This is a genomic window from Streptomyces sp. NPDC032472 (genome assembly GCF_040636955.1).
Lineage (GTDB): Bacteria > Actinomycetota > Actinomycetes > Streptomycetales > Streptomycetaceae > Streptomyces.
Window position 1 is genome coordinate 15,686 of record NZ_JBEZVK010000013.1, and the last position, 22,208, is coordinate 37,893.

Genomic DNA, 22,208 nt, shown 5'->3' on the forward strand with positions numbered 1-22,208 from the left:
AGGGCCGCTCGCCTGGGCCCCTGCGGGGACGAGACCCGACATCGACCCCGACAGGAGCCGCCATGAGCGCGACGCCCCAGCCCCGCCACCCCGCCCTCGCCGCCGCCGACCCCGAGCTCGCGTCCTTCGTCGCCGCCGAGGAAGTCCTCCAGGCGCAGACGCTCCGCCTGATCCCGAGCGAGAACTACGTCTCCGCGGCCGTCCTCGAAGCCTCCGGGACCGTCCTGCAGAACAAGTACAGCGAGGGCTACCCGGGCCGCCGCTACTACGAGGGCCAGCAGAACATCGACCGCATCGAGGCGCTGGCCGTCGAGCGGGCGAAGGGGCTGTTCGGCGTTGACCACGCGAACGTGCAGCCGTACTCCGGCTCGCCCGCGAACCTCGCCGTGTACCTGGCCTTCGCCCAGCCCGGCGACACGGTGATGGGCATGGCCCTGCCGATGGGCGGGCACCTGACGCACGGCTGGGGGGTCTCGGCGACGGGCTCCTGGTTCCGGGGCGTGCAGTACGGGGTGTCGGCCGACACCGGGCTGATCGACTACGACGCGGTGCGGGACCTGGCGCTGGCCGAGCGCCCGAAGATCATCTTCTGTGGCGGTACCGCCCTGCCGCGCACGATCGACTTCGAGGCGTTCGCCTCCATCGCGAAGGAGGCGGGCTCGGTCCTGGTCGCCGACGTCGCCCACATCGCCGGCCTGATCGCGGGCGGGGCCCACCCGTCGCCCGCCGGGCACGTCGACGTCATCTCCACCACCACGCACAAGACGCTGCGCGGGCCGCGGGGCGCGATGCTCATGTGCACCGAGGAGCACGCCAAGGCCATCGACAAGGCCGTCTTCCCCGGCCTGCAGGGCGGACCGCACAACCAGACCACGGCCGGCATCGCCGTGGCCCTGCACGAGGCGGCGCAGCCGGCGTTCGTGACGTACGCGCACACGGTCGTCGCCAATGCGAAGGCGCTGGCCGCTGCGTTGCTGGAGCGGGGGTTCGACCTGGTGTCGGGGGGTACCGACAACCACCTGGTCCTGATCGACCTGACGGGGAAGGGGGTGCCGGGGAAGGTGGCGGCGAAGGCGCTGGACCGGGCCGGGATCGTGGTGAACTACAACACCGTGCCGTTTGATCCGCGCAAGCCGTTCGACCCGTCCGGGATCCGGATCGGGACCCCGTCCCTGACGTCCCGGGGTCTGGCCCCGGAGCACATGCCGCAGGTCGCGGAGTGGATCGGGCGGGCGGTGGCCGCCGCTGCCTCCGGCGACGAGCCGGCCCTGTCCAAGATCCGCCAGGAGGTGGCGGACCTCCTCCACGCCTACCCGGCCCCGGGCCTCCCCGTCTCCTGACCCGCGGCCCCGGCCGCCGCTGTCGGCTCCGCTGCGCGGAGCCGTTCCCCTCCCCGCCCCTTCCCGAAACCGGGCTCCGCCGGGACCCTCCCCCAGCTACCGCTGGGGGTACCCCCAGCGCTCAAACGCCGCGCGGGCTGAAATCAGCCTCGCCGGCGTTTGAGGCGTGGGGGTCCGGGGGCGGAGCCCCCGGTTTCGGGGAAGGGCGGGGTGGGGGAAAGGCTCCGCGCAGCGGGGCCGGTGGCTGAAAGGGGTCGCTCAGGTGGGGCGGGAATCGGCCATGGGCGGTACCCGCGGGTAGGGCGCGGGGCAGGGGCGGAGCCCGGCCGCACCCGCAGGGTGCGGCCCGGTTCCGGCCACGCGACGACCCGACCCGCCCCCCACACCTGAGAGAATGAAGCCATGGCTTCTGATCGTCCTCGCGCGCTCTCCGGCATCCAGCCCACCTCCGGCTCGTTCCACCTCGGGAACTACCTCGGAGCGATCCGCCAGTACGTCGCCCTGCAGGAGACGCACGACGCCTTCTACATGGTGGTCGACCTGCACGCGATCACCATGCCGCAGGATCCCAAGGACCTCCGCGCGAACACCCGGCTCTCCGCCGCGCAGCTGCTCGCCGCCGGCCTGGACCCCGAGCGCTGCACGCTGTTCATCCAGAGCCACGTCCCGGAGCACGCGCAGCTCGCCTGGGTCATGAACTGCATCACCGGCTTCGGCGAGGCCAGCCGGATGACCCAGTTCAAGGACAAGTCCGCCAAGGGCGGCGTGAACAGCGCCAGCGTCGGCCTGTTCACGTACCCGATCCTCCAGGTCGCGGACATCCTGCTCTACCAGGCGAACGCCGTCCCGGTCGGCGAGGACCAGCGCCAGCACGTGGAGCTGACCCGCGACCTCGCCGAGCGCTTCAACCACCGCTTCGGCCAGACCTTCACCCTGCCCGCCGCGCACATCGTCAAGGAGGTCGCGAAGATCTACGACCTCCAGGACCCGTCGATCAAGATGTCGAAGTCGGCCTCGTCCCCCAAGGGGCTCATCAGCCTCCTCGACGAGCCCAAGGCCACCGAGAAGAAGATCAAGAGCGCGGTCACCGACACCGAGGCCGAGATCCGCTTCGACACGGAGAACAAGCCCGGCGTCAGCAACCTGCTGACGATCTACTCCACCCTCACGGGGGAGAGCATCCCGGCCCTGGAAGCCCGCTACGAGGGCAAGGGCTACGGCGCGCTGAAGACGGACCTGGCCGGCGCGATGGTCGAGTTCGTCACACCGTTCCAGCAGCGGACCCGGGAATTCCTGGACGACCCGGAGACGTTGGACGCCATCTTGGCCAAGGGCGCCGAGAAGGCCCGCGCGGTCGCCGCGGAGACCCTGGCACAGGCGTACGACCGCATCGGGTTCGTGCCCGCGAAGCACTGACCCGGTAGCCGGGCAGCGAGAAGGGGCCTGGCGCCCCGGGGCCGCCGGCCCCACACTGGGGACCGGCGGCGCGCACGCACAGCCGCCACACAGACGACGGAGGAGACATACGTGGGGACCGTAACGCTCGGCGTTTCGATCGCGGTCCCGGAGCCGTACGGCAGCCAGCTCCAGCAGCTGCGCGCCGGCTTCGGGGACGCCGCCGCGCACGGCATCCCCACGCACGTCACCCTCGTCCCGCCCACCGAGGTGGCCGGGGACCGGCTGCCGCAGATCCGGGCCCACCTGGCCGAGGTCGCGGCGGCCTTCGCGCCGTTCGCGATGCGTCTGGAGGGCACGGGCACCTTCCGCCCGCTCTCGCCGGTCGTCTTCGTCAAGCTCGCCGAGGGCGGCGCGGGCTGCACCCGCCTCCAGGGCCTGGTCCGCGACCCGCAGGGCCCGATCGACCGGGAGCTGGCGTTCCCGTACCACCCGCACGTCACCGTCGCCCACGGGATCTCCGAAGAGGCGATGGACCTGGCCTTCGACACCCTCGCCGACTACGCGGCCGAGTGGCTGTGCACCGGCTTCGCGCTCTACGAGCAGGGCTCCGACGGGGTGTGGCGCAAGCTGCGCGAGTACCCCTTCGGCAGCGGCGCCGCGGGCGGGGTCCCGGCGCAGCTCGGCTCACCGGCCGACGAGGCGACCGAGGCCTCCACGCGGCGCACCTGACGCGGCGGGCGCAGCGGCCGCAGCGTCTGGCGGGCGTGGAAGCGGACCGTCCGCAGGACCAGGGTGTGGAACGGGCGAAGACCGGGACGAAAAGTCACAATCGACGACCGTAGCGCCCCGACACCGCGATCCCGGCGATTTCCGTACGCTCCTTTACGGTGACCCCATGGACTGGCTGAGGAAACTCCCGGTGGTCGGGCCGGCGGCCGCCCGCCTGATGCGGACCCGCCCCTGGCACGCGTACGAGCGCCTCGACCGGGTCCACTGGGCCCGGCTGGCCTCCGCGATCACCTTCATCAGCTTCCTCGCCCTCTTCCCGCTGATCACCCTCGCCGCCGCGGTCGGCGCGGCGCTGCTCAGCCAGGACCAGCTGGACAAGCTGCAGAAGGCCCTCGCCGAGCAGGTCCCCGGCATCTCCGACCAGCTGAACCTGCCCGGGCTCGTCGCGAACGCGGCCACCATCGGCCTCGTCGCCGGGGTCGTGCTCCTCTTCACCGGCGTCGGCTGGGTCGGCTCCATGCGGGACTGCCTGCGCGCCGTGTGGGAGAAGGACGACGAGGACGAGGGCAACGTCGTCGTCCGCAAGGGCAAGGACACCCTCGTCCTGCTGGGCCTGGGCGCGGCCGGCCTGGCCTCGGCGGCGGCCTCGATCATCGGCGCCAGCGCGGTCGGGAAGTTCGGCTCCGCGCTGGGCATCCCGCCGCACGGCGCGGGCGGGTTCCTGCTGCGCGCCGGGGCCTTCCTCGTCGGTGTCGTGGCCGCCTTCCTGCTGCTGCTGTACCTGCTGACCCTGCTGCCGGGGGTGGAGCCGCCGCGCCGCCGGCTGGTCCAGGCGGCACTCCTCGGCGCGATCGGCTTCGAACTGCTGAAACTGCTGCTCAGCGGCTATATGCGCGAGGTCGCCGCGAAGAGCATGTACGGGGCCTTCGGCGTGCCGGTCGCCCTGCTGATCTGGATCAACCTGACGGCGAAGCTGCTGCTGTTCTGCGCGGCCTGGACGGCCACCCCCGCCGAGGGGGAGACAGGCGGGGAGGACGGGCCCGGCTCCCGGCCCGCCCGCGCCACGGACGGCTGAGCCGCCGGCGCCCCCCTCCCCGCGCTCACGGCGCATCGGGATCCGGGCCCTGGCCGCGGCTGCGCCGGCCCGGCGGGAAGCGGCGGTTCACGGCGTACACGCAGCTCGCCACCACGGCCAGCGCCCCGCCCACCACGCCGAACGCGGTCCCGAGGCCGCCGCCCGAGCCGGAGCCGGCCGCCACGGAGGCCCGGTGGTGGGACTGGGCGGGCGAGCCGTGCGAGGAGGTGTCGGCGCTCTTCGGCGGCACCAGCTCGCCGATCGGGCGGACCTTCCCGGCCGCCGCGAAGCCCCAGTCGAGGAGCATGGCGGTCTCCTCGTAGACCGAGTTGGCCCCGCCCGCGCTCGGGTTCATCACCGTCACCAGCAGCTTCTTGTCGCCGTGCTGGGCCAGGCCGGTGAAGGTGGCCCCGGCCATCGTGGTGTTGCCGTTCTTCACCCCGGCGATGCCCTTGTACGGGGTGATGCCGCCCGCGCCCGTCATCAGCCGGTTGGTGTTCTGGATCTCGTAGTACTCGCGCGGCTTGCCCGGCTCCTGCTCACCGGGGAACTTCGCGCTCGCCGTGCTGCAGTACTCGCGGAAGTCCTTCTTCTGCAGGCCCGAGCGGGCGATCAGGGTGAGGTCGTACGCGCTGGAGACCTGGCCCGAGGCGTCGTAGCCGTCGGGCGAGACGACATGGGTGTCGAGGGCCTGGAGCTCCTCGGCGTGCGCCTGCATGTCGTGCACGGTCTTCTCGATGCCGCCGTTCATGGCGGAGAGCACGTGCACGGCGTCGTTCCCGGACCGCAGGAAGACCCCGAGCCACAGGTCGTGCACCGAGTAGTCGAGCTCCTCCTTGAGCCCGACCTCGCTGGAGCCGGCGCCCACCCCCTCCAGCTCCTGCACGGTGACCTTGTGGACCTGGTCCTTGGGCAGGTTGGGCAGCACCGTGTCCGCGAAGAGCATCTTCATCGTGGACGCCGGCGGCAGCCGCCAGTGCGCGTTGTTCGCCGCCAGCACCTCCCCGGTCTCGGCGTCGGCCACGATCCACGACCGCCCCGTCAGGTTGCCAGGCAGGGCCGGCGCCCCCGCCATCGGGCTCACCTGCACCCCGGGCTTGCCGAGCAGCGCCCCGCCCACCGTGGACATCGACTCGGGCGGCGCGAGCCCGGGGCCCTGGGCCTCCTGCGGCTTGCCCTTGCCGTCCGCCGGGGGCGGAGGGGGCGGCGCGGCGTGGGCGGGCGCCGCGAGGAGGGCGGGGACGAGCATCCCGGGGACGAGCAGCCCGGCGGACAGGACCGTCCATGCAGTCTTCTTTGCAGACACGCAGGTGAACGTACATGCAGATTGCAGCGCGGCCGTTCGGGACCGGCCAAGTCGGGCCAACCAGTGCCGGGACAGCCCACCCCCGCGCACCCGTCCCGGGGACCGAACCGATACTGGGGGCATGAAACTCAGCCGCGCCGCCTCCTGGTTCCTGCTCGTCTTCGGAGTGTGGAGCTGGTTCATCTGGGTGTCTTTCGTCCGGAACCTGTGGAAGGACGGCAGCGGCCTGGCCTTTGACGCGGCCGGTGAGCCGACGACGTATTTCTGGGTCCACCTTCTCCTGGCCATCACGTCTTTTCTCCTGGGGACGGCCGTTGGTGTGATCGGCCTGCGCGGGGTCCTCGCGCTGCGGCGTGAGTCGCGGCAGGGCCCGCAGGAGCCGAAGGAGTGACGGTCGCGCTCTTCGCGGCCGCGGTCCTGCTGGTCCTGGGCCTGCTCGGGCTCGTCCACCGCTGGCTGTGGGTCCGCCTCGTGAGGGACACCACCCGCCCCGGCGGCCCGGCCCGCCGGACGGGCACCGTCCTCGCCTTCGCCCTGCCGCTGCTGTCGCTGGCCGCCCTCACCTCGGGCCGCGCCGGAGCGCCGTTCGCGCTGCAACAGGCGGTGGCCTGGCCGGGCTACCTGTGGCTGGCCGTGCTGCTGTACCTGAGCCTGGCCATGCTGGTCGCGGAACCGGTCCGCGCGGTCCTGCTGCGCCGGCGCCCGGCCGCAGCCGCGGAGGCGGCCACTGCACCGGAGCCGGCGTACGAGCCCGAGCCCGAGCCCGAGCCCGAGCCGGCGCCCGAGCCGGCGCGCGAGCCGCAGCCCGAAGCCGGGTCCGAGCCGCAGCGGTCCGGCCCTCCGGCGGCCGGCGCCCCGGACGGGGGCGGGATCAGCCGGCGGCTGTTCGTCGCGCGCGCCGTCGGCGGCGCCGCGGCCACCGCCGCGGCCGCAACCGTCGGATACGGCACGTACGGGGTGCTGCGCGGCCCGCGCGTGAAGCGGGTGCAGGTGCCCCTGGCCAAGCTGCCCCGCGCCGCGCACGGCTTCCGGATCGCCGTCGTCAGCGACGTCCACCTCGGCCCGGTCCTCGGTCGCGCCCACACCGCCCGCATCGTCGAGACCGTCAACCGCACCCAGCCCGACCTGATCGCCGTCGTCGGCGACCTCGTCGACGGCACCGTGCACGACCTCGGCCCCGCCGCCGAACCGCTGCGCGGGCTGCAGGCCCGGCACGGCGCGTACTTCGTCACCGGCAACCACGAGTACTTCTCGGGCGCCGCACCCTGGATCGAGCACGTCCGCGAGCTCGGCCTCACCCCGCTGGAGAACGCCCGCCGCGCCCTGCCGCACTTCGACCTGGCCGGGGTCAACGACGTCCAGGGCGAGCGGGAGGGCCACGGCCCGGACTTCGCAGCGGCCCTCGGGGACCGCGACCGCGCCCGCGCCGCCGTGCTCCTCGCCCACCAGCCCGTCGTCATCCACGAGGCGGTCCGCCACGGCGTGGACCTGCAGCTGTCCGGCCACACCCACGGCGGCCAGCTCTGGCCGGGCAACTACCTCGCCGAGCTCGCCAATCCGACCGTCGCCGGCCTGGAGCGCTACGGCGACACCCAGCTGTACGTGTCCCGCGGGGCGGGCGCCTGGGGGCCGCCGGTCCGGGTGGGCGCGCCCTCGGACATCACGGTGGTCGAGCTGGCCTCGTACCAGGCCTGAGGGCTTGTGGGCTTGAGGGTCTGAGGACTCAGGCTGCGGCGAGGCGGCGTTCGAGGCCGTCGAGGATCAGCTCCAGCCCGTAGTCGAACTCCGCCCCGTGGTCGTACCCGGGCGCGAGCACGTGCTCCTTCGTGAACTCGGCCAGGTGCGGATAGGCCTCCGCCGGGAACGCGGCCAGGAACTCCTCCGCGGCCCCGCCCGCGTCCTGCGGGTCGAACGGCAGGGCGGTCTCCGTCAGGGCGAACCCGTAGACGTAGCTGTCCAGCAGCGAATAGGCGTGCGCCGCGAGCGCGAAGGGGAAGCCGCCGCGCCGCAGGGTGGCGATGACCGCGTCGTGGTGGCGCAGCGTGGCCGGCCCGGGGTGCGCGCGGGACTCCATCACCGCGGTCGCCCACGGGTGGCGGCGCAGCACGGCCCGGGCCGAGCGGGCCCTGTGGTGCAGGGCGGTGCGCCAGTCGGCGTCGGCCGGCGGCAGGTCGATCTCGGCGAAGACGGAGTCGACGATGCCGTCGAGGATCGCCTCCTTGTTGGGCACGTGGTGGTACAGGGACATCGGCTTGACGCCGAGCTCCTGGGCCAGGGACCGGATGGTGAGCGCGGCGAGGCCGCCGGCGTCCGCGACGGCGACCGCCGCGGCGAGCACCTTGTCCCGGCTGAGCGGGGCCATGTCTCTCCGTCGTGGTGGGGGAGTTGACTGCTGCCCCGAGGGTACCGTACTAAGTAAGTCGTACTTAGTACGGGAGAGAGGGCGGACCGGATGCAATCCATGAGGGCGATCGTCCAGGAGGGCTACGGCACGCCCGGCGTGCTGCGGCCGGCGCAGGTGCCGCGGCCGGTCCCCGGGGCCGGCGAGGTGCTCCTGCGGGTCCGGGCCGCCGGCGTGGACCGCGGCACCTGGCACGCCATGGCGGGCAGGCCGTACGCGGTCCGGCTGGGCCTGGGGCTGCGTACGCCGAGGCACCCGGTGGCCGGGCTGGACGTGGCGGGGACGGTGGCCGCGGTGGGCGCCGGGGTGGCCGGCTTCGCGGTCGGCGACGAGGTGTACGGGGTCGCCCGCGGCTCCTTCGCCGAGTACGCGGTCGCCCGCGCGGACCGGATCGCCCCCAAGCCGGCCCGGCTCGGCTTCGAGGAGGCCGCCGTCGTCGCGGTCTCGGCGTGCACGGCGCTGCGCGGGCTGCGGGACGCCGGCCGGGTGCGGCCGGGGCAGCGGGTGCTGGTGGTCGGCGCCTCGGGCGGGGTGGGGACGTACGCGGTGCAGCTGGCCAAGGCCTTCGGGGCGGAGGTGACCGGCGTGTGCAGTACGGCCAAGGCGGACCTGGTGCGCTCGGTCGGTGCGGACGGGGTCATCGACTACACCCGCGAGGACTTCGCGGCCGGCGGCCGGAGCTGGGACCTGGTCCTGGACATCGGCGGGAGCAGCCCGCTGTCCCGGCTCCGCCGGGCCCTTGCGCCCCGCGGGACCCTGGTCATCGCGGGCGGCGAGGACGCCGGCGACTGGATCGGGCTGAGGCGGCAGTTGTGCGCGCTCGTACTGTCGCCGTTCGTGCGGCAGCGGCTGGCGGTGTTCTTCGCGCCGCCGCGGCGGGCCGACCTGGAGGTCCTGAACGGCCTGATCGAGTCCGGCCGGGTGACCCCGGTGGTGGGCGCCACGTACAGCCTGGACGAGGTCCCGGAGGCAGTCCGCCGCCTCGCAGCCGGCCAGGCCCGCGGCAAAACCGCCATCACCATAGCCCCGCCGCCCTCGCGCCACCCCTGACCGACCCCACGGCCCGGCCCCCGCCCCCGTGTCGGCCGGGGCTCGGCCATCCCGGCTCCGCCGCCACCTGAGCCGGGAGTCCGGCAATTCCAGCTCCGCCCTTGCCCGGGACGAGGGGCTGGATGTGCCGGCCCTCGGTTTCGGAGGTTGGCGGGGTTCCCGGCCGGGGTCTGACGGTCGGCGGAGCCGGGGTTGCCGGTGCGCCGCCCCAGACCCCGCGCCTCAATCGCCGGCGGGGCTGGATGGCCGGACCCCTGCTTCGGAAGCGGGCGGCTGGATGGCCGGACCCCTGCTTCGAAAGCGGGCGGCTGGAGTTGGCCGGTCCGGCTATTCGGCCGGGTCGGGGGTCGAGGCGGGCTTCTTCCTTGACGCGGCCGTCTGCGCCATGCCCGGCAGGAAGTCCGCGAACAGTTCGTGCAGCTCCCGCACCAGCGGCCGCAGCACCCGGAAGCGGGCCAGGACGATGCCCCGCGTCGTCAACTGCGCACCGCGCTGGGCGAGCCGGCGCGACTTCTCGCTGTCCGGGGACCGGTCGAAGACCCAGTACAGCACCAGCCCCATCTGCGAGAGCCACATCAGCTCCGGCAGTACGTCGGCCAGTTCCTCCGGCACCTTCGTCTTCGCGCCCGCCAGCACCTCGCGGTGCATGTCGATCGCGGCCTTGCGGGCCGGCTCCGACTCGGGAGAGAACGGGCTCAGCGGACTCTCCGGATCCGCCGCGTTCTTGAAGAACTGCGAGGCGAACTCGTGGTACGGGGCCGCGATGTCGAGCCAGCTCGTCAGCACGCCCGCGAGCCGCTTCTGCAGGTCGGTCTCCTGCTCCAGGATGGGCCGGACCGCCGCCTGGTGGGCGGCGCCGATCCGGTCGTAGAACCCCTGGACCAGGTGTTCCTTCGACTCGAAGTAGTAATAGGCGTTGCCGACCGAGACTCCGGCCTCCTTGGCGATGGCCCGCATGGTCGTCTTGTCGAAGCCGCGCTCCTGGAAGAGGCGGAGCGCGGTTTCGAGGATGAGCGTGCGGGTCTGTTCGCTCTTGGGAGCCTTCTGATCAGTCACGGTGTACGAGCCTATCGGGGTGCGGAGCAGTGGTCGCCACAGGCGGTGCCCTCGGCATCCACATCGGCGTCCTGCGGTCCGACCCCCGTGCGGACCGCCTGGCGCCAGGCCGAGGCCGTGTACATGGCGGCCCGGGCGAAGGGCCGGCCCGCCGGGGTGGCGAGCCAGTTGGCCTTCGGCCGGTGCTCGGCCAGCGCCCACAGGCACACGATGAAGGCGTCGGTGCCGGTCCACACCTGCCCGGAATCGCCGATCACGGTGATCTCGCGGAGGGTCGAGGCGTGGTCGAGCCGCGGGAAGCGCCGCTGGGCCTCCTGGGACCCGGCCGGCACCAGCCGCAGCGGCACCAGCCAGCGCTGCCCGAGCAGCCAGTGCCGGATGTGGACGCACAGCGGGCAGTGCGCGTCGTACAGGACGGTCAGGTGCCGGGTGGCCTGCGCTGCCGTGGTCATCGCTCAGGCCCCGGCGGGAGCGGTCCAGCCCTGCGGGGCGATCGGCGGGGTCTGCTGGCGCTCCATGATCCCGCGGCGGCGCATCTTGTTCAGCACCCAGACGTTGCCGAGGTGCATCGCGCCGAGGACGAGCAGGACGACGCCGAGCTTGACCGACAGGGCCTCGAAGAGGCCGCGTGCGGTGTCGATGCTGTCGGCCGACCTCAGGTAGAGGGTCACGAAGCCGATGTTGACGAGGTAGAAGCCGACCACCAGGAGGTGGTTCACGGCGTCCGCGAGCTTCTCGTTGCCGTGCAGGACGTCGGCGATGAAGACGCGTCCGTTGCGGCTGAGCGTGCGGGCCACCCAGACGGTGAGTCCGATGCTGATGAGCAGGTAGATGACGTATGCGATGACGGTGAGGTCCATTGCCCTCGCCCCCCTTGAACGTGTTCAACTCGTTGGCAGGACTGACTGTAGACCTCTCTTTGAACGGGTTCAAGTCTGCTTTCGAACGAGTTCAAATCCCTCGCTGCCGCCGCCGCTGCCGCCCTTGCTGCCGCCGCCGGGGTCAGAGGAGGCGTCCCGCCGCCGTGACCTCGAAGGTGCGGCCGCGGACCGAGAAGGCGGGCTTGTCGCCGCCGGTGGCGGGGCTGTCGTCCGCCCATACGAGGAGTGCGCTCTGGGCGCCGTTCCCCCCGGCGGCCGTCGCCGCGCACAGCTGGAACCGGGCGCCGTCCGCGGCGGTGCTCACCGCCACCGGCTCGGCGAGCGGGCCCCGGTCGGCGGAGCACAGCTGCGCCATCACCGTGGGGACGGCGTCGGGGCTGACGGCGCTCCGCTCGACCCAGCCCAGCAGGAAGCGCCCCTCGGGAAGCGCCGCGAGCGCGGGCGAGGAGCGGGTGACCCCCCGCGGCTCGCCGGCCGGGACGGCGGCCACCTCGGCGCCGTCGGCGTCGAACACGCCCGCCACGACGGTGCTCTGCATCTCCCCGAGCTCGCTGTCCCCGATGCGGCTCAGGTGCGCCAGCACGAAGCGGCCGTCGTCGAGCGGCGCGAGCGCGCCCCGGCCGGCGAACGCGGTGAGGTTCGGGCTGAACTCGCCCCCGCGCGGGGTGTCCCCGTCGAAGTCGAAGAACCGGAACGTGAGCCGGTCGCCGGGCGCCGCGTTCCATGCGACGACGTAGTTCCCGTCCGAGAGGACGGTCACCGCCGCCCCCGTGTGCTCGCCCGCCGCGGTGGCGACGGAGAACTCGGGGCCGGTCGCCTCGCCCTCCGCATCGAACCGGCGCGCCAGCACGCGCCGGTCCTGCCGCGCGCCGAGCCAGACGACCACGCAGCCGCCGTCGGGCATGCGCGTGACGCCGGGCCGGGTCCCCGGGTCGATGTCCGAGGTGTTGACCTGGACCTCGGGGCCCTGCCGCTGCCCGTCGAAGAAGCGCTGCAGCTTCACCCCGGGCGCGGGCGGCGGTGCGGCGGAGGGGAGTTCCACCCAGACCGCGAAGGTGTTGGAGCCGGAGAAGGCGAAGGCGGGCCACGCGCGGCTGGTACTGCCGTCCGTCGGCGTCGGAACGTTGACCGTGAACTCCCCGGCGATCCTGGTCCCGTCCGTCTTCAGGAGCTGCCCCTTGACGGCCGCGTCGCTCCCGTCGGCCCACATGACCGTGTACGTGGTGCCGAGCTGCGCGGCGGCGAACGGCTGGAACTGGAAGTCCCGGGTGGTCGTGTTGACCAGGAAATCGGCCATGGCGGCCCTCTCGGTGCGTCCGTGCGAGACCGGACCCACCTCCCAGCCTGGCACGCCGCAGATCCGCCTGCCATCCGGGCCGCCGGGGGCCGCACGGGCCGTACGGGCCGTCGTCACGGACTGTCCGTGGCCGCTCGTACGCTGCGGGACATGGGAAAGGCGAGGGTGTGAGGCCGTTTCCGCGCCTACTGGTCCGCGTTACGGCTTCGGCGAGCTCAACCGGAGCGCCGAGACCCGCCGCGCCCTGCTGAAGCGGCTGGTGCCGCGGCTCGCCATCGCCGACCGCTGCCGGATCGAGGGCCGCTACCTGCACGTACGGGGCGAGCCGCGCGCGTACCGGATCCACCCGGGCTCGGGCAACGTCCTCGTGGACCCGGACGAGCAGTACGTGTGCATCGTCCCGGCGGGCCGCTCGGAGCGGGGGCCGGACGCCGGCTGGCTGCCGTTCGAGGGGGACCGGATGCCGGCGCTGATCCTCGGCAAGGCGGTGATGCTGGCGGACGACACCGGCATCACCGACCCGACGATCACCCGTCAGATACTCAGGGAGCGCGCGTAGTTGATCTGGCCCATGACCCACTGGAAGGTGCCCGGGTCGGTCGCCGGGATCATCGTGGAGTGGTGCCGGCCGCCGCTGGTGACGGTGACCTGGATGTAGCCGGTGGTGGTCTTCTCCTTCATGAGGAGGAACAGCAGGCCCAGCAGGCAGAACAGGAAGAAGACGATCGCGAGCACGATGGCGTGCGGCGGGATCTTCGTCTCGGTGCGGGAGAGGTCCTGCGCGTTCCACATCGCGCCCTTGAGCGGCATCGTGCCCGACGGGGTGATGATCTGGTCGCCGGCGATGGTGATGTCGCCGAGCGCCAGACCGGACCCCCCGCCGCCCATGGCCGGGCCGGGGAGGGGGGCCGGCGGGTAGGCCGGGGGCTGGTGCGGTTGGGCCGGGATGCCCGCGCCGCCGACGGTGGGCTGGTAGCCCGGGGACGCCGGGTAGGGTTGCGGGTAGCCGTAACTCGGGCTGCCCGGAGCCCCGTTGTCGCTCGCGTAGGGATTCGGCTGCTGCTCACTCATGAGGCCGATCTTTGCACAGCGCCCGTCCGCGCGACCCGGGAACCCGGTTCAGAAGGCGGCCGCGACCAGGTCCTCGGCGCGGCGGCGCTGCGCGGCCGGGTCGCGGGTGAGGCCGGTGTACGAGTAGACGAGCACCCGGCGGCCGTCGCCCGCGGCGAACACCCCGTTGGTGTAGGGCTCCATGGAGCCGGTCTTGCCCCAGACGACCGTGCCGTCCGCCAGCTCGGCGCGCAACAGGCCGGCGTTGCTGAACCGGTCCTGCGCGCCCTGCGCAAGGGCGGGCATCGCGAACAGCTCGCGTTGCTGGGCGGGCGGCAGCAGCCGGCCGCGCAGCAGCGCCCCGAGGAACCGCTCCAGGTCGGGGCCGTTGGAGATCATCCCGCCCTCGGCCCAGGCCCACGGCTCGACCGCGGAGGGCGCGGCGAGCGAGGGCGCGGGCATCGCGGTGTCGCCGGGGGCGGGCAGATACGTGTGCCACAGCCCGAGCGGGCGGGCGATCCGCCGCTGCACCTCGTCCGCGTAGGGGCGCCCGGTGACCTTCTCGATCACCATCCCGGCGAGGAAGTAGTTGAAGCCGTTGTACTGCTGGCGGGTGACCGGGTACTCGGGCGCCGGGCAGGCGGGGTCGGTGAGCGCGGCGACCACCGCGGCCGGCGTCGGCGCCTGCGGGTTCTCGGGGGCGACGCACGGCAGCCCGAGCCCGCTGGTGTGGCTGAGCAGCTGTCCGACGGTGATGGGGTGCCAGTGCGCGGGCAGGGTCCCGGGCAGGAGGTCCTGCACGGGCGTGTCCAGCGTGAACCGCCCCTCGGCCACGAGCTGCAGCACCACGGTGGAGGTGAACACCTTGGTGACGCTCCCGATCCGGAAGTACGCCGCCGGATCCTGCGAGAGCCCACCCCTAGCCTCGGTCCACCCGAGCCCCGGCGCGCTGAGGCGCACCATGGTGCCGGAGGCCACGCCGTCGGGGGCCATCAGGGCGCGCAGGGGCTCCCGGTCGACCGGCGCCCGCACCCCGGCGGCGATTGCGGCAGGTTCCGGCCCGTCGGCCGCGGCGGGCACCGCACCGACCGTGACGGCCACGAGAGCCGCGCACCCGGCGGCGAGGGTGGGCCAACGGGTTGAGCGGGAGCGGGAGTTCGAGGGCTTCTTCATGCCGACGAGTCTTCCGCGGGCGGCCAGCACGGCCATCAGGGGTGACCCTCACACCGCCCTGAACGCCCCCCCGAGGCGCTACTCGGCCTTGCGCCCCGCCGCCGTGAGGATCTCGGCGACGTCCAGGGTCACCTTGGCGCCGATGGACTCGGGCAGGGTGACGAGGTCGCCGGGGGCATGGATGCGGTGGGTGGCGTACTCGTCCTGCGCCGGGTCGGTGAGGACGTGCAGGCGGCCGTGCCTGCGGTCCACGATCACGTAGACGGGGACCTTGGCGTTGGCGTAGGCGGCGACCTTGGTGCGCAGGTCGGTCTTGTAGTTGGAGGAGGTGACCTCCAGGACCAGCCGGAAGACGACGGGGTCGTAGCAGTTGTTCTCGATGTGGCGGTCTTCGAAGTCGGCGTCGACCAGCGAGAGGTCGGGAATGGCGTAGTCCTCGCGCCCGTCGGGGAGCCAGAGGCCGATTCCCTGGAGCACCTTTGCGTCCTCGCCGTGCAACCCTTCCGTGAGGAAGGGAAGCATGAGCTCGGTCAGGACCCGGGCGTGGGCGCCGTCGGCTGGTGGGGACACGATGATCTGTCCTCCGATGATCTCGACGCGGTAGCCAGGAAGCCGCTCCATGATTCGGTTGGCCTCGTCGATCTGAGGCCGATCGCCAAGGGGCTGCTCAGCGGGTGCTGCGGACATCACGTGCCTCCCGTGGGCTGCTGTCGAGAACATCATCGTAGGACGGACCGCACCCGGGCGGCCGGAAGGCCATGCGTTCGGCAGAAGCGGTGAAAGCCCCGCCCCCGGTGCACAAACCGGGGGCGGGGCTTTCGTGGTGCAGCTGCGACCGGGAAGGTCAGAAGCGGCGGGTGATCAGGGCGCGCTTGACTTCCTGGATCGCCTTGGTGACCTCGATGCCGCGCGGGCAGGCGTCCGTGCAGTTGAACGTGGTGCGGCAGCGCCAGACGCCGTCCTTGTCGTTCAGGATCTCCAGGCGCTGCTCGCCGGCCTCGTCACGCGAGTCGAAGATGAAGCGGTGCGCGTTGACGATGGCCGCCGGGCCGAAGTACTGGCCGTCGTTCCAGAAAACCGGGCACGAGGAGGTGCAGGCCGCGCAGAGGATGCACTTCGTCGTGTCGTCGAAGCGCTCGCGGTCCTCAGCCGACTGCAGACGCTCGCGCGTCGGCTCGTTGCCCTTGGTGACCAGGAACGGCATGACGTCCCGGTACGCCTGGAAGAAGGGCTCCATGTCGACCACGAGGTCCTTCATCACCGTCAGGCCCTTGATGGCCTCGACCGTGATCGGCTTCTCGGGGTTGATGTCCTTGATCAGCGTCTTGCAGGCAAGGCGGTTCTTGCCGTTGATCCGCATCGCGTCGGACCCGCAGATGCCGTGCGCGCACGAACGGCGGAAGGTCAGCGTGCCGTCCAGGTTCCACTTGATCTTGTGGAGACCGTCGAGCACGCGCTCCTTCGGGTCGATCTCGATCTGGAAGTCCTGCCACTCCGCCTGGTCGGAGACCTCGGGGTTGAAGCGGCGGATGCGGAAGGTGACCGTGATGTACGGGGAGGCGGCGGACTCCGCCTCCACCTTGTCGAGGGTCGGGGTGGCCATCAGTACTTACGCTCCATCGGCTGGTAGCGGGTGGTGACGACGGGCTTGTAGTCGAGCCGGACAGAGTCCTTGCCGTCGGCCGCCACCTCGCGGTACGCCATGGTGTGGCGCATGAAGTTGACGTCGTCGCGGTTCGGGTAGTCCTCGCGGTAGTGGCCACCGCGGGACTCCTTGCGGGCCAGGGCGGAGACGGCCATGACCTCGGCCAGGTCGAGCAGGTTGCCCAGCTCGATGGCCTCCAGCAGGTCCGTGTTGAACCGCTTGCCCTTGTCCTGGATCGAGACGTTCTTGTACCGCTCGCGCAGCTCCGCGATCTTCTCGACCGCGGTCTTGATGGTCTGCTCCGTGCGGAACACCGACACGTTGGCGTCCATCGTCTCCTGGAGCTCGTTGCGCAGGTCGGCGACCCGCTCCGTGCCCGTGGAGTTGCGCAGCTGCTCGACGAGGTCGACCACCAGCCGGGCCGGGTCCTCCGGCAGCTCGACGTAGTCGTTGTCGGCGGCGTACTTGGCCGCGGCGATGCCGGAGCGCTTGCCGAAGACGTTGATGTCCAGCAGCGAGTTGGTGCCCAGGCGGTTGGCGCCGTGCACCGACACGCACGCGACCTCGCCGGCCGCGTACAGGCCCGGGACGACGGTGGTGTTGTCCGCCAGGACCTCGCCCTCGACGTTGGTCGGGATGCCGCCCATGGCGTAGTGCGCGGTGGGCTGGATCGGGATCGGGTCCGTGTACGGCTCGATGCCGAGGTAGGTGCGCGCGAACTCCGTGATGTCCGGGAGCTTGGCGTCCAGCTGCTCCGGCGGCAGGTGCGTCAGGTCCAGGTACACGTGGTCGCCCTCGGGACCGCAGCCGCGGCCCTCGCGGATCTCCGTGTAGATGGAGCGCGAGACGACGTCACGGGACGCGAGGTCCTTCATGACCGGCGCGTACTTCTCCATGAAGCGCTCGCCGTCCTTGTTGCGGAGGATGCCGCCCTCACCGCGGGCGCCCTCCGTCAGCAGGATGCCCATGCGCCAGATGCCCGTCGGGTGGAACTGGAAGAACTCCATGTCCTCCAGCGGCAGGCCGCGCCGGTAGCAGGCCGCCTGGCCGTCACCGGTGAGGGTGTGCGCGTTGGAGGTCACCTTGAAGAACTTGCCGTTGCCGCCGGAGGCGTAGATGACGGCCTTCGCCTGGAAGACGTGGATCTCGCCGGTGGCCAGCTCGTACGCGACCACGCCGGCGGACTTCTTGACGCCGTCGACCTCGGTGATCAGCTGGTCCAGGACGTAGAACTCGTTGAAGAACTCCACGCCCTCCTTGACGCAGTTCTGGTACAGCGTCTGGAGGATCATGTGACCGGTGCGGTCGGCCGCGTAGCAGGAGCGGCGGACCGGGGCCTCGCCGTGGTTGCGGCTGTGGCCGCCGAAGCGGCGCTGGTCGATGGTGCCGTTCGGGGTGCGGTTGAACGGCAGGCCCATCTTCTCCAGGTCGAGGACGGCGTCGATGGCCTCCTTCGCCAGGATCTCGGCGGCGTCCTGGTCGACCAGGTAGTCACCGCCCTTGACCGTGTCGAAGGTGTGCCACTCCCAGTTGTCCTCCTCCACGTTCGCCAGCGCGGCGGCCATGCCGCCCTGCGCGGCGCCCGTGTGGGAGCGGGTGGGGTAGAGCTTCGTCAGGACCGCGGTGCGGCTGCGCTTCGTCGCCTCGATGGCGGCGCGCATGCCCGCGCCGCCGGCGCCGACGATGACGGTGTCGTACTTATGGATCTTCATGAGATGTGTCGCCTCAGCCCCGTTGCCTAGCGGATGTTCGGGTCGAAGGTGAAGATCACCAGCGTGCCCAGAAGGATGGTGAACACCGTGGCGGTGTAGAGCAGGCCCTTCAGCCACAGCCGCGTGTTCGCGCGCTCCGCGTAGTCGTTGATGACGGTACGCAGGCCGTTGGCGCCGTGCAGCATGGCGAGCCACAGCATCAGCAGGTCCCAGACCTGCCAGAACGGGGACGCCCAGCGGCCGGCCACGAAGGCGAAGCCGATCTTGGAGACGCCGCCGTCCAGCACCAGCTGGATGACGAGGTGGCCGATGACCAGGACGACGAGCACGATGCCCGAGAGGCGCATGAAGAGCCACGCGGCCATCTCGAAGTTGCCCCGGGTCGAGCGCGGCGTCTTGCCGGTGCGCTTGCGCGGGGCCTCGATGTACGGAGCCGGGTTGTCGACGTCGTAGAGGCTCACGCCCTCCACGTCGCCGATCGCCTGGGCGGAAGAAGTGTCAGAAGACATGCGCGTCACTTCCCGAACAGTTCGCTGGCTGCGTGGCCGAGCACGGGGTACAGGGCCCCGACCATCAGCAGGATCCAGATGCTCACGACCCACCAGAGCATCGTCTTCTGGTGACGCGGTCCCTTGGACCAGAAGTCCACTGCGATGACACGGAGACCGTTGAGCGCGTGGAACAGGATGGCGGCGACGAGGCCGTACTCCAGCAGCGCGACGATCGGAGTCTTGTAGGTAGCCACGACATCGTCGTACGCCTCGGGGGAGACGCGGACGAGAGCGGTGTCGAGGACGTGTACGAACAGGAAGAAGAAAATGAGGACGCCGGTGACTCGATGAGCCACCCAGGACCACATTCCTTCCCGGCCGCGGTACAACGTTCCAGCCGGCACGGAAAACCCTCCGGAAGCGGGGCGGGGGCCAGCCGGCTTCGTTGTCGGTCGGGCCCGGCCGGGTACGGTCCACCGGCCCCGGACATCGTAGCGACGCTTTGTCGGTTCCTTCGCGCGGGGTCCGCCGGTGTGATCAAACAGGCACGGACGGCCTATCCCACGGGGGCGAATAGCCCGAATTCGGCCGCAGTCGCCCCGTCCGGAGAGGCGAGCCAATGCGTCAGGTCGGCGAGCCGCGCCTGCGCGAGCCGGCGCAGCTCGTCGGCCGAGATCGACCGCTCCTCGTCCACCTCCAGCTCCATCCGGCACCGGATCGCACCCAGCAGCTGGTCGGCCTGCTCCTCCGGCGGATGCCCGTCGAGGCAGATCACGAAGGCGTGCCCGAACTTGCGCTCGTACTCCGCATGGGCGGCGGCCAGCGCCAGCAGCGCCGCGTACGGGGCCCCGCGCCCCAGCTCCACCGGGAGCTCCGCGGCCAGCGCCCGGGCCAGGTCGCCCTGGGAGAGGTCGTACGAGGCCTCGTCGGCCGCGGCCCGCAGCGCGTCCGCGTCCGGGTACGGCCGGTGCGCGGCCACCCGCTGCGCCCAGCGCAGGCTGCCGCAGCAGTGGAGCAGGACGGCCTCTGCGGCCTCGGCCGACAGGGCGTTGAAGCGCATCAGGCCGGAGGGGTGGAACGGGGCGGGGCTGCCGCGGGCCTGTGCCGGAAGATGGCTGGACAGCGGGGGCTCCTCTGGGCGCGACGCGGGTGTGCCGCCACGCTAGCGACGAGGGGCGGGGCATGGCGCAGGCACCCCGGGATTTCACCCGGAAGTGAGCCGGAAGGATGATGGGTGACGCGCCGACGCGCCGACGCGGCTCGCGGGGGAGGAGCCGTGGAGGGGGTGGAAGGCGACCGAGGCCGCCACCCCCCACAGGAGAGGCCCCGGTCGCCGTCCGTACGGGCTCGTGCGACAAGCCCGTACTCCCCTCAGCGTCACGCGTGCGTTTTGTGTCACACCCCGCTTCGCGCACGATTGGTTGCTCCCCGTACAACTCGTGGACGAAGGTACTTGAAAGCCGTAACGTGCTGATTTGCGCCACACGTACAGGACAGTGGAACGGTTGGGGACTTTGCTGGGGGACGACGCGGAGCTGACCGCCGCCGTGCTCGCGGCGCAGGGCGGCGACGAGAACGCTTTCCGTGCTGTGTACCGCTCCGTGCACCCGCGCCTGCTCGGGTACGTCCGCACGCTCGTCGGCGACGGCGATGCGGAGGACGTGACCTCCGAGGCATGGCTGCAGATCGCCCGCGACCTCGACTCCTTCGCCGGCGACGCCGACCGCTTCCGCGGCTGGGCCGCCCGGGTCGCCCGCAACCGGGCCCTGGACCACATCCGCATGCGCGGCCGCCGGCCCGCCATCGGCGGCGACGAGACCGAGCTGACGGGCCGCGCCGCCGACTCCGACACCGCGGGCGAGGCCATGGAGGCCCTGTCCACCGGACGGACCATGGCGCTGATCGCCCGCCTCCCGCAGGACCAGGCGGAGGCGGTGGTGCTGCGCGTGGTGGTCGGACTGGACGCCAAGAGCGCCGCCGAGACCCTCGGCAAGCGGCCCGGCGCCGTACGCACCGCAGCCCACCGCGGTCTGAAGAAACTGGCCGAGATGCTCGGCGCGGAGGGCGGCTTCGAGACGGATCCGGAGCCTGGGTCAAACCCGCCGGCCGGGGTCGGCCATAATGCCGGTGGCCCGGCACGGGGCGCTGCCGTCGAGCGGGATCTCGACGCCGTTCCGGCACAGCGCGGCCGGGGCGCTGGCCTCGTGGAACAAACCGGTGTGACGCATTCACGTTGGCGGACGCAGAAGGACATGTGATGGCCGACGAGCGCAACAGGTGGCTGAACCAGGCCGCGGCGGAACGAGTGCTGCGCGGCGGGCCGGCCGCCCCCGTCGGCGATGTCCGGGCCCGGGAAGCGGAAGCACGCCTGCGGGCCGCCCTCGACATGCTGGCCGCCCCCGCGGCGCCCGCCGGGGCCGAGCTGCCCGGGGAGGCCGCGGCCGTGGCCGCCTTCCGCGCGGCGCGCGCCGGCTCCGCCGCGTCGTCGCCCGAAGCCGCCGCGGCAGCGGCGCCCTCCCCCATCGCCACCGCCCCCTCGGCGTCCGTGCTGGACCTCGGCACCTTCGTGCCTGCCTCCCCCTTCGCCCCGGCTGCCGCAGCCCGGCGGCGCCCCCGCCAGGTGCGGTTCGCCCTGGCCGCGGCGCTCGCGAGCGTCGCCGTGGGCGGCATCGCCGCCGCCGCGGGCGCCGGCCTGCTCGACCGCGTCACCCACGACACCGCCACCCCCGGTCCCGCCGTCTCGCTGAGCTCCGACGAGGACCCGGCGCCGGCCGGCGGCACCGCGGGCCCGAGCTCCGGACCGCAGCTGCGCCCCCACCCGCTGCGCAGCCCCGACGGCTCCCTGTCCACGCCCGGCGGCACCGCCGCCGGGGGCGGGTTCGCCGACGGCTCGGCGCAGGGCGGCGGAACCGGCGCGGAATCCGGCTTCGATGCCGGTACGGGGCGCTCGGCGGGCTCGGCCGCCACGGGCGGCGCCGGGGGCAACGCCGGCAAGGAGACCCTCGGCGGCGCGACCGAGCTGCACGACAAGGACAAGGAGATCCGCCTGAAGGCGGTCGACCTGTGCGAGGCGTACCGCTCGGGGCACATGACCAACGACCGCCGCGAGCGCCTGTCCAAGCTGGCCCAGGGCCTCGCCCGGATCCCGAGTTACTGCGAGGCGCTCCTCGACGGGCCCTCCGGGACCAAGGGCTCCACCACCGCGCCCCGCTCCTCGGGCAACAGCGGTGACGTCCTCAAGGCGCCCACGCTCGCCCCGGCCGTCCCGACGCCGTCCTCGTCCCCTGTGACGCGGCCCACGACCAGCGCCTTCAACGGGCTGTAACACTTTTCGAACCTGTGGCGCAGTACAGAACGAGCCGACTGGTCATCGGCCGCGCATGAGCCGGGGTTCCCCCCGTACCCCTGGGCTCTGCGCACCCGGCGCGGGCGGGGTTCGTTCCCCCGGCCCTGCCCGCGCCCCCCTCTCTTCTTCCTCCCCCTGTACGCACAAAGCGGTGGGGGGGGGGGCCGCGGGGGGCCCCCCCCCCCCCGGTTGGGGGGGGGGGGGGGGCCCCCCCGCCCCCCACACCCCAAATAGACCAACGGGGGGGCGCCCCGACCC

Annotated in this window: 24 protein-coding genes; 10 read left to right on the forward strand and 14 right to left on the reverse strand. The window is 72.5% G+C overall.

What is annotated here, in order from left to right; translation table 11 throughout:
• Positions 1-62 precede the first annotated feature (62 nt).
• The 4 genes from glyA to AB0F11_RS10710 all read left to right on the forward strand — a co-directional run bounded on the left by glyA (position 63) and on the right by AB0F11_RS10710 (position 4,542).
• Complete coding sequence (glyA, locus tag AB0F11_RS10695) at positions 63-1,340, forward strand: serine hydroxymethyltransferase (protein ID WP_362170507.1); 1,278 nt, start codon at positions 63-65, stop codon at positions 1,338-1,340.
• 402 nt (positions 1,341-1,742) lie between these two features.
• Positions 1,743-2,756: a tryptophan--tRNA ligase gene (gene trpS, locus AB0F11_RS10700; protein ID WP_362170509.1), complete on the forward strand. Its 1,014-nt coding sequence runs from the start codon at positions 1,743-1,745 to the stop codon at positions 2,754-2,756.
• Positions 2,757-2,867: 111 nt separating this feature from the next.
• Positions 2,868-3,467, forward strand: a complete 600-nt coding sequence (locus tag AB0F11_RS10705; RefSeq protein WP_362170511.1) for a 2'-5' RNA ligase family protein — start codon at positions 2,868-2,870, stop codon at positions 3,465-3,467.
• A gap of 166 nt (positions 3,468-3,633) precedes the next feature.
• Positions 3,634-4,542 carry a YihY/virulence factor BrkB family protein gene (locus AB0F11_RS10710; RefSeq protein ID WP_362170513.1) on the forward strand — a complete coding sequence of 303 codons (909 nt, stop codon included), beginning with the start codon at positions 3,634-3,636 and terminating at the stop codon, positions 4,540-4,542.
• 25 nt (positions 4,543-4,567) lie between these two features.
• Here AB0F11_RS10710 and AB0F11_RS10715 read toward each other — a convergent pair whose 3' ends face one another.
• The gene (locus AB0F11_RS10715) at positions 4,568-5,848 is read right to left on the reverse strand and encodes a D-alanyl-D-alanine carboxypeptidase (protein ID WP_362170515.1); all 1,281 of its coding nucleotides are present in this window, start codon (positions 5,846-5,848) and stop codon (positions 4,568-4,570) included.
• Between the two features lie 121 nt (positions 5,849-5,969).
• On the opposite strand from AB0F11_RS10715, the gene AB0F11_RS10720 reads away from it, so the two are divergent.
• Positions 5,970-6,239, forward strand: coding sequence for a hypothetical protein (locus AB0F11_RS10720; protein ID WP_362170517.1), 270 nt, complete (start codon positions 5,970-5,972; stop codon positions 6,237-6,239).
• Positions 6,236-7,543: a metallophosphoesterase gene (locus tag AB0F11_RS10725; protein WP_362170519.1), complete on the forward strand. Its 1,308-nt coding sequence runs from the start codon at positions 6,236-6,238 to the stop codon at positions 7,541-7,543. The genes AB0F11_RS10720 and AB0F11_RS10725 overlap by 4 nt, the downstream gene beginning before the upstream one ends.
• 28 nt (positions 7,544-7,571) lie before the next feature.
• On the opposite strand, the gene AB0F11_RS10730 is transcribed toward AB0F11_RS10725, so the two are convergent.
• On the reverse strand, positions 7,572-8,210 hold the full coding sequence (locus AB0F11_RS10730) for a TetR/AcrR family transcriptional regulator C-terminal domain-containing protein (protein WP_362170521.1): 639 nt from the start codon (positions 8,208-8,210) through the stop codon (positions 7,572-7,574).
• 99 nt (positions 8,211-8,309) lie between these two features.
• Here AB0F11_RS10730 and AB0F11_RS10735 point away from each other — a divergent pair, with 99 nt between their 5' ends.
• Positions 8,310-9,299, forward strand: a complete 990-nt coding sequence (locus tag AB0F11_RS10735) for an NAD(P)-dependent alcohol dehydrogenase (RefSeq protein ID WP_362170523.1) — start codon at positions 8,310-8,312, stop codon at positions 9,297-9,299.
• Between the two features lie 327 nt (positions 9,300-9,626).
• Here the strand turns inward: AB0F11_RS10735 and AB0F11_RS10740 are convergent, their stop codons facing one another.
• The 4 genes from AB0F11_RS10740 to AB0F11_RS10755 all read right to left on the reverse strand — a co-directional run bounded on the left by AB0F11_RS10740 (position 9,627) and on the right by AB0F11_RS10755 (position 12,533).
• Positions 9,627-10,355, reverse strand: coding sequence for a TetR family transcriptional regulator (locus AB0F11_RS10740; protein WP_362170525.1), 729 nt, complete (start codon positions 10,353-10,355; stop codon positions 9,627-9,629).
• 11 nt (positions 10,356-10,366) lie between these two features.
• On the reverse strand, positions 10,367-10,807 hold the full coding sequence (locus tag AB0F11_RS10745) for a DCC1-like thiol-disulfide oxidoreductase family protein (RefSeq protein ID WP_362170527.1): 441 nt from the start codon (positions 10,805-10,807) through the stop codon (positions 10,367-10,369).
• Between the two features lie 3 nt (positions 10,808-10,810).
• Positions 10,811-11,215: a hypothetical protein gene (locus tag AB0F11_RS10750; RefSeq protein WP_362170529.1), complete on the reverse strand. Its 405-nt coding sequence runs from the start codon at positions 11,213-11,215 to the stop codon at positions 10,811-10,813.
• Positions 11,216-11,357: 142 nt separating this feature from the next.
• The gene (locus tag AB0F11_RS10755) at positions 11,358-12,533 is read right to left on the reverse strand and encodes a hypothetical protein (protein WP_362170531.1); all 1,176 of its coding nucleotides are present in this window, start codon (positions 12,531-12,533) and stop codon (positions 11,358-11,360) included.
• A gap of 259 nt (positions 12,534-12,792) precedes the next feature.
• Here AB0F11_RS10755 and AB0F11_RS10760 point away from each other — a divergent pair, with 259 nt between their 5' ends.
• Complete coding sequence (locus AB0F11_RS10760; protein WP_362170533.1) at positions 12,793-13,092, forward strand: hypothetical protein; 300 nt, start codon at positions 12,793-12,795, stop codon at positions 13,090-13,092.
• On the opposite strand, the gene AB0F11_RS10765 is transcribed toward AB0F11_RS10760, so the two are convergent.
• The 8 genes from AB0F11_RS10765 to AB0F11_RS10800 all read right to left on the reverse strand — a co-directional run bounded on the left by AB0F11_RS10765 (position 13,068) and on the right by AB0F11_RS10800 (position 19,664).
• Positions 13,068-13,604, reverse strand: coding sequence for a hypothetical protein (locus AB0F11_RS10765; RefSeq protein WP_362170535.1), 537 nt, complete (start codon positions 13,602-13,604; stop codon positions 13,068-13,070). The two genes, AB0F11_RS10760 and AB0F11_RS10765, sit on opposite strands and share 25 nt — an antisense overlap.
• Before the next feature lie 48 nt (positions 13,605-13,652).
• Positions 13,653-14,756 carry a serine hydrolase domain-containing protein gene (locus AB0F11_RS10770; protein ID WP_362170537.1) on the reverse strand — a complete coding sequence of 368 codons (1,104 nt, stop codon included), beginning with the start codon at positions 14,754-14,756 and terminating at the stop codon, positions 13,653-13,655.
• Positions 14,757-14,834: 78 nt separating this feature from the next.
• Positions 14,835-15,443 carry a Uma2 family endonuclease gene (locus AB0F11_RS10775; protein ID WP_362170539.1) on the reverse strand — a complete coding sequence of 203 codons (609 nt, stop codon included), beginning with the start codon at positions 15,441-15,443 and terminating at the stop codon, positions 14,835-14,837.
• Positions 15,444-15,600: 157 nt separating this feature from the next.
• Complete coding sequence (locus AB0F11_RS10780; protein ID WP_361919574.1) at positions 15,601-16,359, reverse strand: succinate dehydrogenase iron-sulfur subunit; 759 nt, start codon at positions 16,357-16,359, stop codon at positions 15,601-15,603.
• Positions 16,359-18,113, reverse strand: a complete 1,755-nt coding sequence (sdhA, locus tag AB0F11_RS10785; RefSeq protein WP_362170541.1) for a succinate dehydrogenase flavoprotein subunit — start codon at positions 18,111-18,113, stop codon at positions 16,359-16,361. The genes AB0F11_RS10780 and sdhA overlap by 1 nt, the downstream gene beginning before the upstream one ends.
• Positions 18,114-18,139: 26 nt before the next feature.
• Positions 18,140-18,622, reverse strand: coding sequence for a succinate dehydrogenase hydrophobic membrane anchor subunit (locus tag AB0F11_RS10790; RefSeq protein WP_362170543.1), 483 nt, complete (start codon positions 18,620-18,622; stop codon positions 18,140-18,142).
• A 5-nt stretch (positions 18,623-18,627) separates the two neighbouring features.
• Positions 18,628-19,008 carry a succinate dehydrogenase, cytochrome b556 subunit gene (sdhC, locus tag AB0F11_RS10795; RefSeq protein WP_362170545.1) on the reverse strand — a complete coding sequence of 127 codons (381 nt, stop codon included), beginning with the start codon at positions 19,006-19,008 and terminating at the stop codon, positions 18,628-18,630.
• Between the two features lie 152 nt (positions 19,009-19,160).
• Complete coding sequence (locus AB0F11_RS10800) at positions 19,161-19,664, reverse strand: 2-oxo-4-hydroxy-4-carboxy-5-ureidoimidazoline decarboxylase (RefSeq protein WP_362170547.1); 504 nt, start codon at positions 19,662-19,664, stop codon at positions 19,161-19,163.
• Positions 19,665-20,118: 454 nt separating this feature from the next.
• On the opposite strand from AB0F11_RS10800, the gene AB0F11_RS10805 reads away from it, so the two are divergent.
• Positions 20,119-20,862, forward strand: a complete 744-nt coding sequence (locus AB0F11_RS10805; RefSeq protein WP_362170800.1) for an RNA polymerase sigma factor — start codon at positions 20,119-20,121, stop codon at positions 20,860-20,862.
• Complete coding sequence (locus AB0F11_RS10810; protein ID WP_362170549.1) at positions 20,862-21,929, forward strand: hypothetical protein; 1,068 nt, start codon at positions 20,862-20,864, stop codon at positions 21,927-21,929. Before AB0F11_RS10805 ends, AB0F11_RS10810 begins: the two co-directional genes overlap by 1 nt.
• Positions 21,930-22,208 lie beyond the last annotated feature (279 nt).